The sequence below is a fragment of the Arsukibacterium sp. genome (genome assembly GCF_041616895.1).
GTDB lineage: Bacteria > Pseudomonadota > Gammaproteobacteria > Enterobacterales > Alteromonadaceae > Alishewanella.
Genome location: NZ_JBFJPY010000034.1, coordinates 14,434 through 30,819 on the forward strand (window position 1 = coordinate 14,434; position 16,386 = coordinate 30,819).

The following is a 16,386-nucleotide window of genomic DNA, read 5'->3' on the forward strand; positions in this document are numbered from 1 at the left end:
TTAACCTCGCCTGGCTAACGGGTTAAAAAAGGCATGTAAGATTTCAGTCAGCATGTTAATAGTAATCACCATAGTGGATATCACTAACAACCCGGCCTGGATCGCCGGATAATTGCGCTGATAAATACTGTCGATTAACCAGCGGCCAATTCCGGGCCAGGAGAAGATCACCTCGGTTAGCATCGCCAGGGTAATCAAGGTACTGAATTGCAAACCAATCTGACGGATAACAGGTAACAGTGCGTTACGCAGACCATGCCGGTACAAGACTTGCCCGCGGTTTAACCCTTTTGCCCGCGCTGTTTTAATATAGTTTTGTTCCCAGACATTTAACATTGCATCGCGCACGAAGCGGATCATTACCGTTGTTGGAAAGGTTGCTAATACCACCGTTGGCAGAAACAAATGCTGCAGTGCATTGTGCAGCGCTTCCGTGCGATAGCTGATATCTGCTTGCAAAATGTCGTACAGTATAAAACCACTATGGTGTGGAATTTCATACAACACGCCGATACGACCAGCAGAAGGGAGTATGCCCAGCGCCAGCGAAAATAACATGATCAGTAATAATCCCCACCAGAATATTGGCAGGGAATAGCCTATCATCGCCAATCCTGAAATAGACTTACCTATGATGCTGTCTGGTTTAAACGCGGCCACTATCCCCAGCGGAATGCCAATAACAAAAGAGAGTAACAACGCGTAGGCTGCCAGCTCCAGGGTGGCGGGTAGCAATAGTTTTATTTCCTGCAGCAGCGGCTGTTGACTGGCAAAAGACAGCCCCCAATCACCGTGAGCAATCCGGCTCAGAAACGCCAGGTATTGCTGTAAATAATTTTGGTCAAGTTGATAATAACTGACCAGTTGCTGACGCTGGTTGTCATCAATCTGACGCAGGCCACTGAGGTTTTGCACGATGTCACCGGGAAACATGTAGCCTAGACTAAACGCCAGCAGGCTGAGCGCCAACAACACAAATATCATCAGAAACAGACGTCGAAATAAGTAACGGGTCATGGCTCAACTCTTTTCGCATGTTGCAGGGCAATACCGCCATAGGGATTAATGCTGACTCCGGTTACTGAGCTGCTTATTGCCTGAAAGCGCTGGGAGTGGGCAATTGCAACCAGGGGTTGCTGTTGATGCAGATACTGCTGAGCAGCTAAATACAGCGCCCGACGCTGCTGTTGGTTTGCGGTCAACAACGCTTTACTGATGATGTCATCAAACGCTGGATCACACCAATTTGCCCGGTTACTGCCACTGTCTCTGGCTGCGCAGCTTAACAGCGGACGAAAAAAATTATCAGGGTCCGGGTTGTCTGCCGCCCAGCCTATAAGTACGGAGTCGTGCTCAAAATTGCCCAGCTTCTGGCGAAAGCTATTCCACTCATAAGATACGATGTTTGCCTTAACGCCAATTTGGGCTAAATCAGCTTGCATCAACTCTGCCATTTTTAACGCATTGGGGTTATACAGGCGCTGAACCGGCATCGCCCAGATGTCCATAGTAAAGCCATTGGGATAGCCCGCCTCGGCTAATAATGCCCTGGCTTTGGCAGGAGAGTACAACGGTGCAGGCAAGCCATCATTGTAAGCCCAAGAAGTGGGGGGCAGGATGCCATAGGCAGGCGTTGCCTGGCCATAGTACACGGCTTGCAAAATTGCGGCTCGGTTAATGGCCATTGCTAATGCCTGGCGAACGGCTAACTGATCAAACGGTGGTTTTTGGGTATTAAATGCCCAGAAACCAACATTCATACTGGTACTTTCCTGCACGGTGACATCGGGCCTGGCTGCAATTAGCTCTAACTCTGCCACCCGGGGATAAGACACAATATCGCACTCGTGGGTAAACAGTTTAGCCATGCGCCTGGCGTTATTCGGAACAATGTCAAATACCAATTGTTCAGGTTGGGTATCGCCGCGCCAATAGTCATCGTTGCGGTACAACCTGACCAGAATATCTTTCTGATATTCACGAAAATGAAACGGCCCGGTGCCAATGGGTAAACGGTCTATCTCACCTGGTTGTGCAGCGCCGAGTAGTTTTTGCCCGTATTCGGCAGATAGGATGGCAGCAAAGTCGGTGGTCAGATTCGATAAAAACGAACTATCAGGACGCTGCAACTCAAACACCACAGTATGTTGATCCGTCGCGTGTACCTGCTTTACCAGCCCAGCCCAATCGACACTTTGAAAGTAGGGATAAACGCCGCCGCCCTGAAGATGAAATGGATGTTCACTATCGGTAATCCGATTAAACGTAAAAACGACATCTTCAGCATTAAACTTCCTGCTGGGAGAAAAGTAGCGGGTAGTATGAAACGCGACATCCTGACGCAGGATGAACTCGTAGCGGGTACCATCTGCACTTACTTGCCAGTCTGAAGCCAGCCCTGGAATAATATCGCCATTGGCCGGATTAATATCAACCAGCCTGTCATATAATTGCTGACTTATTATGTCAATAGTGGTGCCGGAAGTGACTCGTTGTGGGTTAAAGCTCTCTGGTGAGCCTTCAGAGCAATAAACCAGGCCACTGCGGGCAGTTTCAGGCATGTTCGGCTGACAGCCTGCAAGCAGCAGCAAGAGGCTGATTATTGCACTGCGGCAGACCAGAACATAGCAACCATGGTGATGTGAATTCATCCCTGCTGACTTTCCAGTAACTGATACTTTTTCATATAACCACGTAACTGATGATAGGTAAGGTTTAATAAGTCTGCTGTTTTTTTCTGATTGTACTGACTGGCACTGAGCGCTTCTTTAATAAGTTTTACTTCAAAATCTTGTGCCAGGGTTTTAAAATCAACGCCGTTGCTAAAATCAATACTGTCACTGGCCGGGCTATTGAAGGTACCCGTCTCGGTATTATCAACAGTATCAGCCTTGGTTACCAGCGGCTCTGCCGGTTTTTGTGTGCCATGCCCCCGGGTTTTAATGCGTTGGGTTGGCCGATAAGCCGATTCGAAAGGGTTTAATTGAATATGATGCACCGGGACATAGGGATTATTCGTACGATATACGCTGCGTTCTACAACGTTTTTTAATTCCCGGACATTACCAGGCCAATGATAGTCAAGCAGGGTATTTTTGGCTTTTTCACTGAACCCACTAAACAGCTCAAAGCCAAGCTCCCTGGCCATATTCATTGCAAAATGCTCGGCCAGTAATAAGATATCTTCACGGCGCTCACGCATTGGCGGCAGGGTAATAACATCAAAAGCCAGGCGATCGAGTAAATCAGCCCTGAACTCACCGTTGTCAGCCATCGAGGGTAAATCCTCGTTGGTGGCGCACACCAGTCTTACGTCAACCCGCACTGGCCGGCTACCGCCAACGCGCTCAAATTCGCCATATTCGATAACCCGCAGTAACTTTTCCTGCACCAGCGCCGGCGTATTGGCCAGCTCATCTAAAAATAATGTCCCGCCATTGGCTCGCTCAAACCGGCCTTCATGCCTTTTGCCTGCGCCGGTAAAAGCGCCTGCTTCATGACCAAATAACTCACTCTCCAGCAAGTTTTCATTTAAAGCTGCACAGTTAAGGGTCAGGTATTGCTGATCCCAACGCTGGGACAAAAAATGCAAGCGGGCGGCAATAAGCTCTTTCCCCGTGCCTCTTTCACCAATTATTAGCACCGGCTTATCCAGTGGCGCCAGTTGTGACACCTGATCCAGTACATTTAAAAAGCTGTTGGCCTGGCCAATCAGGTTATCTTGTTGATATTTTTTATTCATTGGCAGCTACAAAGTAGTTAATTTGGCTAATAAATAGTGTATTTCATAAAGGGCAGGAGCTAAAGCTTTTGTTTTAAATAAATAAAGTTGTTATATATTAGAGCGTTATGATAATTTGCAAAGTTGGCAAGAAACCTGAATAAGCAATAGCGTAATAACATCAACATACAGAGGTAACTAAGATGGGTATTTTTTCACGCTTTTCAGATATTGTGAACTCAAACATCAACTCGTTGCTGGATAAAGCCGAAGATCCGGAAAAGATGGTCCGGTTGATTATTCAGGAGATGGAAGATACGTTGGTTGAAGTGCGTTCGTCTTCTGCCAAAACGATTGCTGAGAAAAAAGATTTGCAACGGGTAGTCAACAGACTGCAAGGTGAAGTCGATGACTGGCAGGCTAAAACCGAGCTGGCATTGAGTAAAGATCGCGATGACCTGGCACGCGCCGCATTGGTCGAGAAACAAAAAGCCGCCGAGCAGGCAGATGCTTTACTTCGCGATATTGCTGTACTGGATGAACATATCAGTAAGCTGCAGGATGAAGTATCGCAATTGCAGGAAAAACTGGCTGATGCCAAAGCACGGCAGAAGTCGATGCTGATGCGTCGTACCACAGTTGAAAACCGGCTTGAAGTGAAAAAATCACTTGATAGCAACCGGATCAATGATGCCATGTACAAATTTGAACGCTACGAGCAGAAAATCGATTCGCTGGAAGCGCAGGTTGAGTCTTATGATCTGGGTAAGAAAACCCTGAAAGACGAGTTTGCACAATTGGCGGCGCAAGATAAAATTGATAACGAGTTGGCTGAACTGAAAGCCAAAGTAAACAAGAAAACCAGTAAAGGAGACGCCTGATCTCAGGCGTTGCAGGAGCAGCTAAATGGATATTCATGAGTTAATTTTTGTGCCCCTGATCTTGTTTATGATCTTTGTGGCACCTTTATGGGTCATTATGCATTATCGCAGCAAAGGTAAAATGCAGCAGGGTTTAACGGATGTTGAACTACAACAGTTAAATAACCTGGCGGCCCGGGCAGAGAAAATGGCCGAGCGCATCCATACCCTTGAAGCGATTTTAGATGCAGAAAGCCCTAAATGGAGGAACCAGCATGACTAAGCCTAAAAGAGAGTTGTTGCGGGACGATAGTAACGGCAAGCTGGCCGGGGTGTGTGCCGGGATTGCTGACTATTTTGGCTGGGAGTTGTGGTTGGTCCGTATTATTACCGTGTCTGCTTTTTTTCTCGGTGCCGGTGGTTTTGTTGTTGTTCTGTATATTGCCGCCTGGGTGGTGCTGGAAAAAAAGTCAGTGGTCGCTGCGAAGCGGCCGCTGGGGAGCAGGGCAGACGTTGACGAGCCGGGTGTTGAGGTGAAAACACGGGTGTGGCAGCGCGGTGAGCCACCAAAGCAGGCCTTGCAACACCTGGCAAATCGCTATAATAGTCTGGAGCTGCGGTTGCAGGATATGGAGCGCCATGTTACTTCAAGCCGCTTTCAGTTAAATCGGGAATTCAATAACCTGTAAACGGAGTACTATGACCTGGCTTGATAAGCTGCAACATCAAAGTCGTCAGTTACGTCATCGCGCCCTTGACCGGCATGTCCGGCTGGGCGTGACGGGTTTAAGTGGAGCAGGCAAAACGGCGTTCATTACCTCATTGGTGCATCAACTGACCCAGGGTGACAGTCCGCAAAATCTACCTTTTTTTTCGGTGGTGCAGCAAGGACGATATCTGGGAGGCCGGTTAGCGGCTGAGCAGGCATTAACCATTCCTCGTTTTCCCTTTGAACATAATATGAGCTTTTTGCAGCAGGACCCACCGCAATGGCCGCCGTCAACGACCGGTTGGAGCCAGCTAAGCCTGGCGCTGCGCTACAAAGCGGGTCAGGGTCTGCGTTCTCATTTGCAATCTTACAGTGAGCTGGAACTCGATATCGTTGATTATCCCGGCGAGTGGCTACTGGATTTGCCCCTGTTACAGCTTAATTATCAACAATGGTGTGAGTTTAGCTGGCAATTATTCGCCAAGCCGCATCGTCAGGCCCTGGCTGCAGATTTTAAAGCGCTGCTGGCTACTACCGATCTGAGTGACGCCAGTGAGCAGCAGTTAAATCGTGTAACGGACGCGTACAAAGGATTATTACAACGGTTCAGTAGTACAGCCGGTACCTATTTAAACCAGCCCGGACGGCTTTTAGTGCCTGGTGAACTCGCCGGTGCGCCAATGTTGCAGCTCATCCCACTGTTGCCAGAACAGCTTCATGATAACAGTGCTTTATTAAAAAAACTGACAGATCATTACCAAAGTTACCGGGACTATGTCGTTAAACCTTTTTATAAACAGCACTTTTCTCAACTTGACCGTCAGGTCGTGCTGGTCGACTGTTTAAGTGCACTGAATGCGGGGGCCGCGGCAACCGCCGAACTCAGTCAGGCGTTGCAGCTCATTATGCAGAGCTTTAATTATGGCCCGTCCAGTATGCTGCGACGCTTGTTTAAGCCGCAAATCAGTAAGGTATTATTCGCGGCAAGTAAGGCAGATCATGTTACCCCGGAGCAGCATCAGGCGTTGACTTTATTGTTACAAAATTTATTGCGACAGCCGCTGAAGCAATCGACCTATCAACTGGCAAAAACAGAAGCCATGGCGCTGGCCGCACTGAGTGCCAGCAAATCCGGTTATGTTGAACAGCAGGGCCAGCGACAACCGTGTCTGACCGGGACTGACAGCAGCACAGCTAAGAAAATCAGTTTATTTCCAGGTGATGTACCGCCTGAGGTACCGGATGAACAGGTGTTTTCCCGTCACCAGTTTAGTTTTCCATCATTATTACCCTTGCCCTTTGCGGCTAATGCTAATGTACCCCATATCCGGATGGATCATGCGTTGCAGTTTTTATTGGGAGATAAATTACGATGAGACCGCTAAAACCTGCTCAGGTGTTTACGCTGCCGGATGACGGCGACAAAACCCAAACACCGCCACTGAAGGCCCGGGCCGAGTTTGCCACATCGGACTGGCATAAAGATCCTGAATTAAAAGCGGTGTCCATGCCGGGTAAACCCGTAATCTTAAGCCGGTTGGTATGGCTGGCAGTGGCCAGCCTCATCGCATTAGCGTGTTGGCAATGGATTGATGCATTAATAGTAAGCTGGCAGCAGAACGTGATAGAAGCGCTACTATTTAGCGTGTTAAGTGCAGCAGTGCTTGGCGTGTTTAGCTGGTTGTTGTGGCGGGAGTGGCGATTGTGGCGCCGGCTTTCGCAAAACAATAACTGGCAACGCAGTGCGAGGCGCATTGCGCAAAGTGTTCAGTATGGTGAAGCCGATGCACTGTGCCAGGATATTATCAGCCAGTTGCCTGATACCCCCGCCAGACACATTACGGCACAGCAGTGGCAATCTGCCGCACAGCCGCAGCATAGTGATTTGGAAAAGCTGCAGTTATTGGATAAGTTGGTACTGGAGCCTATTGATACACAAGCAAAAACCATTATCTTGCGAGCCGGCACCGACACCAGTCTGGCAGTCGCGGTAATTCCGTTTGCGTTAATTGATATGTTAATGGTGGTCTGGCGCAGCAGCACAATGGTCCGTCAACTGGCAGCATTATATGGCGCGCCGGTTGGACAACTGCGAAGTCTGGTCATGTTAAAACGCGCTCTGGCCGCGATATTGTGGGCAGGTGGTAGTGAGCTGGCGCTGGATATGGCGTCTGATGTCATGAGCAGTGAACTGACCGCAAAGTTATCCGCCAGGGCAGGTCATGGGGTGATCGCTGGCTTACTGGTGGCAAGACTCGGCAATATGGCGATGCAACAATTACGGCCATTGCCACTGGCTGAAAAACAACGGATTAACGTTGCCAGGCTGAGCCAAAGCCTGATCCAGCGGTTACGTGGCTACAACCCTGCCAGCGAAAGTTGACAGTTAACCATTAATTAAATGATTGCGGCCAGACTGCAAGATGTCTGGCATGCTTCCATAAATTCAAAATTCTGCTAAATCTGTGCGGGACTTTAATTACCTGACGCAGTTATCCAATGCAGACTAAAAATGTTCATCCGCACACTTTGTGTATTCATGCGGGCAAAGAAAAAAATCAACATGGTACGTTAGCAACCCCACTTTACCAGACTTCAACCTTTGTGTTTGAAAATGCCGAACAGGGTGCCGCCAGGTTCGCTGGCGAGCAGGAAGGTTACATTTACACCCGGCTAGGTAACCCTACGACCCGAGAACTGGAACAAAAAATCGCGGCATTAGAGGGTATGGACGATGCGGCTGCAACAGCGACCGGTATGGGAGCAGTTGCCGCCAGTACTATGGCCTTTTTACAACATGGCGACCATTTAATTGCCAGCAAAGCCATCTATGGTTGTAGCTTTGCGTTGTTCAATCATATGTTTGCCCGCTACGGCATTGAGGTTAGTTTTGTTGATATGACCGATCATGCTGCAGTCGCCGCTGCGCTAAAACCCAATACAAAAATGTTGTTTGCCGAAACACCGATAAATCCTAACCTGGTGGTGCTTGATTTGGCATTTCTCGGCCAGTTTTGCCAGCAGCATAAGCTGATATCGGTAGTTGATAACACCTTTCTGACGCCGCTTTTACAGCAACCTGCCAAGTATGGCATTGATATTATTATCCACAGCGCGACTAAATATCTTAATGGTCACGGCGATGTCGTTGCTGGCATTATCGTGGCGAATAGTGAAAAAATCGCTACGATCAAAATGACCACGTTAAAGGATATGGGCGCCACGATTAGTCCGCACGATGCCTGGTTGATTATTCGTGGTTTAAAAACATTGGCGGTAAGGATGGAGCGCCATTGTCAGAATGCACAGCAGGTTGCTGAGTTTCTAGAGCAGCACGAGGCGGTAAGAGAGGTGTTCTACCCCGGGTTGCCCAGTCATCCGGGTTACCGGTTTCTGGGAGAGCAAATGCAGGGGGCCGGTGGTGTACTGGCTTTTGAGCTGAATGCCAGCCTGGAGCAAAGCCGTTATTTTATTAATCAATGCCGGTTGCTAAGCCTGGCAGTAAGCCTGGGTGACGCCGAATCACTGATCCAACATCCCGCTTCAATGACTCACAGCCCTTACACAGCGGAAGAGCGACAAATGGCAGGGATCAGTGATGGTTTGATCCGGGTATCGGTAGGTTTGGAGCATGTTGCCGATATTATTGCAGATTTAGAACAGGCCCTTACCAAAATGCAGCAACTAAGCTGAAGCCTCGTTAAACTAAGGTCTGGCCGTTAGTTGTAATTTTTACTTTACAACAGTGGTGGCAGCTTTACAGTGCTTTTGGTGAGCGCATGATACCCAGGAGTTGTCATATCCACTAGTATCCGCAGTACCTTTATGGCAGTGCGAGCTGCCCATTTATTTGCAACAGGTTGTTTATGAGTAAGACAAGTCAGTATGTATCCAGACAATCGGATGAGCACGGTATCATTGCCTGGTCTGATGAAGAAAATCAGATTTGGCATGAGCTCATTACCCGCCAGCTTGGCGTTATCGAAGGTAAGGCATGCGATGAGTTCCTGGCCGGACTGGAGAAACTGCAACTGCCCACTGATCGGATCCCGCAACTGGAAGAGGTAAATAAAGTACTTCGAGCGACGACAGGCTGGGAATGTGCTGAAGTACCGGCATTGATTAGTTTTGATAAGTTTTTCGAGTTGCTGGCTAACAAGCGTTTTCCGGTTGCTACCTTTATCCGCACCCGCGAAGAGTTTGATTACTTACAGGAACCCGATATTTTTCATGAGATTTTCGGTCACTGTGCAATGTTGACCAATCCGGCCTTTGCGGAATTTACCCATACCTACGGGAAACTTGGTTTGGCAGCCAGTAAACAGGACCGGGTATTTTTGGCGCGGTTGTATTGGTTTACCATTGAGTTTGGCTTATTGAAAACTGCCGATGGCTTGCGAATTTATGGTGGTGGTATTTTATCGTCGCCCGGCGAAACCGTTTATGCGCTGGAGTCTGATACTCCGGAGCGCAAACCTTTTGATGCTGTCGATATGCTGCGAACGCCTTATCGGATTGACATTATGCAGCCCATTTATTTTCTATTGAATAATATTGATGATTTATTCGATGTGGCCCATCTGGATATGATGGCGTTGGTTGAACAAGCTAAAGCGCTTGGCCTGCACGCCCCCCGCTTCGAGCCCAAACAAAAACAAGCAAGTTAGGAGTTGTAATGACAGAATTAACAGCAATGAAATGTGAAGCCTGTAAGGCTGATGCTCCAAAAGTCTCTGATGCTGAGCTACCAGAATTAATGCGGCAAATTCCAGACTGGACCCCTGTTGCTCGCGACGGCATTTTGCAACTTGAACGGTTATACAAGTTTAAAAACTTTAAGCAGGCTTGGGCATTTCACAACAAAGTGGCGCAGCTGGCCGAAGATGAAGGCCACCATCCCGCATTACTGCTGGAGTGGGGCAAGCTGACAGTGACCTGGTGGTCTCACTCTATTAAAGGGCTGCATAAAAACGATTTTATTTGTGCTGCTAAAACAGACGGCCTGCTGACTGATTAAGCCGACCACCCCCTGATTTTGGTTTATAAGCGCGATAATATCGCCAGTGAGTATTAGCTTGCTGGCGTTAGTTTTCAAATGTATTACCCGGTTGTTGCCGCTATTTATCTTATCCAAGGCCTTCTCTGGCGTATTTGTTCATATATGTTTACAAAAATACTGGTCTGACAATAGTCAGATACCGTATGATAGCGTTATTAACTGGTATCGGGGTACATCGCTGTTATGCGTTTAGAAATTCAATGTCAAAACCGCCTGGGGCTTGCGCAGGAGGTATTAAATATTCTGGTGGGTTATCAGCTGGACTTGCGTGGAATTGAGGTGGACCCGTCACTTAACCGGATGTATGTGTCATTCCCCACGGTAAACTTTGAAAAGTTTCAGGAGCTGATGGCGAAAATACGACGAATTGCCGGAGTAGAAGATGTAAAAACGACGGCTTTTCTGCCATCGGAGCGTGAACACAACGAGTTGACCACCTTACTGAAGACCTTGCCTGATGGCTTGATAGCCATTGATATTAAAGCCAATGTAACCGTAATTAATGACGCTGCCCTGGAAGCGTTGTCAGTAGCACAGCAGGATATTCAGGGACAGTCTTTGCAAGGCATGGTTAGAGGCTTTAATTTTCAACGCTGGCTGGAAAGTGATGAGGTACTGGCGCAAACGCGCCGCTTTGAAATTCACGGCAAGCGGTTTATTGCCGACATTTTGCCGGTGATGGTACCGGACGAAACCGGGCACGAGATCCTGGCTGGCGCGGTTATAAATTTAAAATCAGAGAGTCGGCTTGGTCAGCATATGGTGGCCTTTAAAAAAGGCGACCAGGAAAGCTTTAACACCTTACAAGCCAACAGTAACCTGATGCGAAAAGTGGTGCGTGAGGCGAAAAAAATGGCTCAGCTTGATGCGCCAATTTTAATTATGGGAGAGACGGGTACGGGCAAAGAGCTACTGGCTCGAGCGTGCCATGCCGCAGGAAGCCGTGCCGCCAAGCCTTTTTTGGCAGTTAATTGCGCCTCATTGCCTGATAACGTCGCCGAATCAGAATTATTTGGTTACGGATCTCATGCTTTTGCTGGTAGTACTGAAGGCAAAAAAGGAATATTTGAGCAGGCGAATGGTGGCAGCGTCTTTCTGGACGAAGTGGGTGAGATGTCGACGCAGCTGCAAACTAAGCTTATTCGCTTTTTGCAGGACGGCAGTTTTCGACGGGTAGCTGATGAAAACGAAGTGAAAGTGGACGTCAGAGTGATTTGTACCACTCAGAAAGATCTGCCTGGGATGGTGCAGGAAGGACGTTTCCGCGAAGATTTGTTTTATCGTTTGAACGTACTGACCCTGACATTGCCCCCCTTACGCGAGCGCAAGCAGGATGTGGTGCCGTTAGCTGAGTTTTTTATTGCCCGTTTCGCAGCCCGGCTGGGCCGCAAAGTACCGCGCTTAACGGAAAGCTGTAGCCAGTTTTTACAGCAATACCCGTGGCCCGGTAACGTGCGTCAGCTGGAAAATGCGCTGTACCGGGCCGTAACCTTACTTGATGGCTACGAGCTGGAAAAGGACCATTTGCAATTGCCAAGTTACACCAGTGATTTTGGTTACCTGGAGCAGGACTTTGATGGCACGCTGGATGAGGCCGTCAAACGCTTTGAGGCTAACCTGCTACGTAAGCTGTACCCTGCATACCCCAGTTCACGTCAGTTAGCGAAAAAGCTTGGTTTAAGCCATACCGCGGTGGCCAATAAGCTCCGTGATTACGGCATAAATCGCAAGACCGTAAAGATATAATTGCACCTTTGTGCTGAATTATTTACGAATGGCGGGCTGACAGGCTTATCTGTCGGCCCTTGCATTCAGGTTTCCGGATAAGGGGCTTTTTGTAGTTAATTCTGTACAACTTCTGCTATAAATCCGTTATCGGCTACAGCAAGCACCCCTCTTTCTTTTTTTATTGGTAAGCGCATGATAGCGCCCACATTCGTTGTTCGGAGAACCCCTAAATGCCAACTACAAAAAATACAATTAATCCGCTGGGTACAGATGGTTTCGAGTTTGTTGAATATACTGCGGCAGATGCTGATGGTATTCAGAAATTAAAAGCGTTGTTTTTCTCGTTAGGTTTTACCGAAGTGGCAAAGCATCGCTCTAAGCAAGCCTGGTTGTATAAGCAGGGCGACATTAACTTTATTATTAATGCCGAGCCTAATTCACAAGCAGAAGAGTTTGCACGTTTACATGGTCCTTCTGTATGCGCCATGGCCTTTCGCGTTACCGATGCTGCCGCTGCGTTAAAACATGCGCTGGCCAATGGTGCAAAGGAATACAAAAACCAGGTTGGGCCGATGGAGCTGAATATTCCGGCGGTGTATGGTATCGGCAGCAGCTTGCTGTATTTTGTTGACCGCTATGGTGCCAGCTCTGTCTACGATATTGACTTCAAATACTATGATAACTGGCAGGCTAACATGGCTGAGCACAGTGTTGGCCTGGAAGTGCTGGATCATTTAACCCACAATGTGATGCGCGGTAACATGAACCTGTGGGCCGGTTTTTATGAAAATATCGGTAATTTCCGCGAAATTCGCTATTTTGATATTGAAGGCAAACTGACTGGTCTCGTTTCAAAAGCAATGACAGCACCCTGCGGCAAAATTCGTATTCCTATTAATGAGTCATCTGATGATAAATCACAGATTGAGGAATTTATTCGCGAATATAAGGGCGAAGGTATTCAGCATATCGCGCTTACTTCAGACGACATTTATGAAACCGTGCGGACACTGCGTAGCCGCGGCATGGAGTTTATGCCTACCCCGGAAACGTATTACAACAAGGTTGATGAGCGGGTCGAAGGCCACGAGGAAGATTTAGATCAAATGCGTGAGTTACGCATCCTGATCGACGGTGCGCCAATGAAAGACGGTATTTTGCTACAGATTTTCACTAAAACGGTTATTGGACCGGTATTTTTTGAAATTATTCAGCGAAAAGGCAATGAAGGTTTCGGCGAGGGCAACTTCAAAGCACTATTTGAGTCTATCGAAGAAGACCAAATTCAGCGTGGAGTGTTAAGCAATGCGTAAATGGGCATCTTTTCCGTTAAAGGAAGGCGATGTATCACGGCAGGCGCATGCCGATTTTCCAGAGCAGGCAATATACGAGCGGGAAACGGGTCGCAGTGGTTTTTTTGGCCCGGCAACGCATTTCCATCATACGCACGCACCAACTGGCTGGAGCGAGTGGCAGGGGCCTTTGCGGCCCCACCTGTTTAACTTCAATGAGATTAAGCAGAATAAAACGCAGTCGCCGTGGGCGGTACCGGATTTGTTGTTTAACAGTCATTGTAAGATGCGAACCTGGCGTCTTAGCGACAGCATGAACGCTTTAGCGCGCAATGCTGATGGCGATGAGCTGTTATTTATTCATGAAGGCAGTGCAGAGCTGTATTGTGATTATGGTCATCTGAGTGTGCGTGATGGTGATTATATTGTGATCCCGCGCTCAACCATGTGGCGTCTGGTGCCCAATGAGCCGATGTTTATTCTGTTGATTGAGGCGACCAACGATAGCTATCAACTGCCAGAGAAAGGCCTGGTGGGCAATCACGCAATCTTTGACCCGGCGATGCTCGATACACCAAAAATTAATGATGCTTTCAAAGCGCAATACAGCGAAGACAGCTGGCAGGTTGAAGTGAAACGGCACGGCCAGGTGTCAGTGATTACTTACCCCTATAATCCGCTTGATGCGATTGGCTGGCATGGAGATTTAGCGGTAATGCGAATTAACTGGCGGGATATCCGGCCATTAATGAGCCACCGTTATCACTTGCCACCCTCTGCCCATACCACGTTTGTGGCGCAGCGCTTTGTAGTGTGTACTTTTGTACCGAGGCCAATTGAAAGCGATCCGGGCGCATTAAAAGTGCCGTTTTATCACAACAATGATGATTACGATGAGGTACTGTTTTACCACGCTGGAGATTTTTTCAGTCGCGATAATATTGAAAAGGGCATGGTAACGTTTCATCCGGCTGGTTTTACTCATGGCCCTCATCCAAAAGCGTTTGCTGCCGGGCGCGAGTATAAGAAAAAGTTTACTGATGAAGTGGCGGTAATGCTGGATACCCGTGATGCGCTATCGTTTGGTGAAGCTGCGCTGGCGACCGAAAATCCGGATTATGTCAACAGCTGGAAAACCAAGCCTCAGGTATGAACACAGTTAAGGATTGATATGAAGTTAGCAAGTTTAAAAAATAATACCCGCGATGGTCAGTTAGTGGTGGTAAGCCGTGATTTAAGCCGGTGTATCGCTATTGATGATATTGCAAAAACCATGCAGCAATTACTGGATAACTGGGCGAGCCTGGCTCCAAAAGCTGAACAAGTGTCTAAGGCACTGAATGCCGGTGCATTGGATGGCGAGATGGCCTTCAATGCACATCAGTGTGAGTCGCCGTTACCTCGCGCTTATCAATGGGCAGATGGCAGTGCATATGTTAACCATGTAGAGCTGGTGCGAAAGGCACGTAATTCTGAGATGCCGCCAAGTTTCTGGACCGATCCACTGATGTATCAGGGCGGCTCTGACGATTTTATTGGTCCGCGTGATCCCATTGAGGCCATAAGTACCGAGCATGGTATCGACTTTGAAGGCGAAGTAGCGATAGTTACTGATGATGTACCGATGGCAGTAAGCCCGGAGCAGGCGCTTAAGAAAATACGGCTGCTAATGCTGGTCAATGATGTGTCGCTGCGCGGTTTAATTCCTAACGAGCTGGCTAAGGGCTTTGGCTTTTTTAACTCGAAGCCAGCCTCAAGCTTCAGTCCGGTCGCTGTTACCCCGGATGAGCTGGGCGACAAGTGGCAGGATGGCCGGGTACATTTACCCTTGTTATCAACCTATAATGGCAAGCCATTTGGTAAGCCGAATGCCGGTGTTGATATGACATTTCATTTTGGTCAGCTTATTGCCCACGCCGCGAAAACCCGCAATCTGGGTGCCGGCGCAGTAATTGGTTCGGGTACCGTGTCGAATAAACAAGGCACTGAATATGGTACTGCTATTACCGAGGGTGGCGTAGGTTACAGCTGTATTGCCGAGATCCGGATGATTGAAACCATTCGTGATGGTAAGCCATCAACTGCTTTTATGCAGTTTGGTGATACCATTAAAATGGAGATGCTGGATAGCGATGGCCACAGTATTTTTGGTGCTATCGACCAGCAAGTTGTGCAATATAAGGTTTAACCACAGGCCTAGTGGATACGGATGTACTTTTTTCTGTGACCGTTGAAGCCCCGGATGGGCGGACAAATTCGTCAGGAACGAATTTGAACAGCTCCGCTGGCCCGAAAGGGGGAACTTCAAGGACTAAGTTCATAAACGAGCCCCATGGATGGGTTCACGGCGTGTCGCAGGAAAAATGTACGTAGCAGCAGCGGGTTCTGAGCGCTAAAGGTAACACGATGAAACTCTATAGCTATTGGCGGTCTTCAGCCGCGTACCGGGTGCGTATCGCACTGAATTTGAAACAACTCAGCTTTGAAACCATTCCTGTACATCTGTTAAAAGACGGTGGTCAGCAGCATAGCGCAGAGTATCAGCAGCTAAACCCCAATCAGTTGGTGCCCACCTATGTGGATGGTGAGCTGACATTGAATCAGTCGCTGGCAATTATTGAGTACCTTGAAGAAAGCTACCCTGAGCCAGCACTACTGCCTGAAGATGTTACCGCAAAAGCTCAGGTACGCTCGCTGGCGCTGGATATTGCCTGCGATATACATCCGCTCAATAATTTACGGGTGCTTCAGTATTTAACCGGGCCGCTAAAGTTGACTGACGATCAGAAAACCGAGTGGATCCATCACTGGTTACACACCGGCTTTACCGCGTTGGAGCAGCGTTTGCTGCGCACCGCTGGCGAGTTCTGTTATGGCGACAGCATTACCCTGGCTGATATATGCTTGGTGCCGCAGGTATACAATGCCCTGCGTTTTAAACTCGACACTCTGGAATACCCAACTATCAGCCGGATTTACCATCATTGCCAGCAACTGGCCGGGTTTGCCCTGGCAGC

The 16,386-nt window shown here is 48.3% G+C and carries 16 protein-coding genes; 13 read left to right on the forward strand and 3 right to left on the reverse strand.

What is annotated here, in order from left to right; genetic code table 11:
* From ABY802_RS07815 to pspF, 3 genes are all read right to left on the reverse strand, one after another.
* Positions 1–1,017 carry an ABC transporter permease subunit gene (locus tag ABY802_RS07815; protein ID WP_372626487.1) on the reverse strand — a complete coding sequence of 339 codons (1,017 nt, stop codon included), beginning with the start codon at positions 1,015–1,017 and terminating at the stop codon, positions 1–3.
* A complete protein-coding gene (locus ABY802_RS07820) occupies positions 1,014–2,561 on the reverse strand; it encodes an ABC transporter substrate-binding protein (RefSeq protein ID WP_372626488.1) in 1,548 nt (515 codons plus the stop codon). Before ABY802_RS07820 ends, ABY802_RS07815 begins: the two co-directional genes overlap by 4 nt.
* Before the next feature lie 86 nt (positions 2,562–2,647).
* Positions 2,648–3,742: a phage shock protein operon transcriptional activator gene (pspF, locus tag ABY802_RS07825; RefSeq protein WP_372626489.1), complete on the reverse strand. Its 1,095-nt coding sequence runs from the start codon at positions 3,740–3,742 to the stop codon at positions 2,648–2,650.
* A gap of 182 nt (positions 3,743–3,924) precedes the next feature.
* On the opposite strand from pspF, the gene pspA reads away from it, so the two are divergent.
* From pspA to maiA, 13 genes are all read left to right on the forward strand, one after another.
* Entirely contained in the window at positions 3,925–4,602 is a 678-nt protein-coding gene (pspA, locus tag ABY802_RS07830; protein WP_372626490.1) for a phage shock protein PspA, read from the forward strand.
* Positions 4,603–4,627: 25 nt separating this feature from the next.
* Positions 4,628–4,864: an envelope stress response membrane protein PspB gene (gene pspB, locus ABY802_RS07835; protein ID WP_290611136.1), complete on the forward strand. Its 237-nt coding sequence runs from the start codon at positions 4,628–4,630 to the stop codon at positions 4,862–4,864.
* Positions 4,857–5,270 carry an envelope stress response membrane protein PspC gene (pspC, locus tag ABY802_RS07840; protein WP_372626491.1) on the forward strand — a complete coding sequence of 138 codons (414 nt, stop codon included), beginning with the start codon at positions 4,857–4,859 and terminating at the stop codon, positions 5,268–5,270. The genes pspB and pspC overlap by 8 nt, the downstream gene beginning before the upstream one ends.
* Positions 5,271–5,280: 10 nt before the next feature.
* On the forward strand, positions 5,281–6,666 hold the full coding sequence (locus ABY802_RS07845; protein WP_372626492.1) for a YcjX family protein: 1,386 nt from the start codon (positions 5,281–5,283) through the stop codon (positions 6,664–6,666).
* Entirely contained in the window at positions 6,663–7,673 is a 1,011-nt protein-coding gene (locus ABY802_RS07850) for a TIGR01620 family protein (protein WP_372626493.1), read from the forward strand. The genes ABY802_RS07845 and ABY802_RS07850 overlap by 4 nt, the downstream gene beginning before the upstream one ends.
* 116 nt (positions 7,674–7,789) lie before the next feature.
* Positions 7,790–8,983, forward strand: a complete 1,194-nt coding sequence (locus tag ABY802_RS07855; protein WP_372626494.1) for a PLP-dependent aspartate aminotransferase family protein — start codon at positions 7,790–7,792, stop codon at positions 8,981–8,983.
* A gap of 173 nt (positions 8,984–9,156) precedes the next feature.
* Positions 9,157–9,957, forward strand: a complete 801-nt coding sequence (gene phhA, locus ABY802_RS07860; RefSeq protein WP_372626495.1) for a phenylalanine 4-monooxygenase — start codon at positions 9,157–9,159, stop codon at positions 9,955–9,957.
* A gap of 8 nt (positions 9,958–9,965) precedes the next feature.
* Entirely contained in the window at positions 9,966–10,307 is a 342-nt protein-coding gene (locus ABY802_RS07865) for a 4a-hydroxytetrahydrobiopterin dehydratase (protein WP_372626496.1), read from the forward strand.
* A 225-nt stretch (positions 10,308–10,532) separates the two neighbouring features.
* Positions 10,533–12,095 carry a transcriptional regulator TyrR gene (gene tyrR, locus ABY802_RS07870; RefSeq protein ID WP_372626497.1) on the forward strand — a complete coding sequence of 521 codons (1,563 nt, stop codon included), beginning with the start codon at positions 10,533–10,535 and terminating at the stop codon, positions 12,093–12,095.
* A 212-nt stretch (positions 12,096–12,307) separates the two neighbouring features.
* Complete coding sequence (gene hppD / locus ABY802_RS07875) at positions 12,308–13,390, forward strand: 4-hydroxyphenylpyruvate dioxygenase (RefSeq protein ID WP_372626498.1); 1,083 nt, start codon at positions 12,308–12,310, stop codon at positions 13,388–13,390.
* Complete coding sequence (locus ABY802_RS07880) at positions 13,383–14,522, forward strand: homogentisate 1,2-dioxygenase (protein WP_372626499.1); 1,140 nt, start codon at positions 13,383–13,385, stop codon at positions 14,520–14,522. Before hppD ends, ABY802_RS07880 begins: the two co-directional genes overlap by 8 nt.
* A gap of 18 nt (positions 14,523–14,540) precedes the next feature.
* Entirely contained in the window at positions 14,541–15,557 is a 1,017-nt protein-coding gene (locus tag ABY802_RS07885) for a fumarylacetoacetate hydrolase family protein (RefSeq protein WP_372626500.1), read from the forward strand.
* A 218-nt stretch (positions 15,558–15,775) separates the two neighbouring features.
* On the forward strand, positions 15,776–16,386 hold a 611-nt coding region (gene maiA / locus ABY802_RS07890), incomplete at its 3' end, for a maleylacetoacetate isomerase (protein ID WP_372626501.1).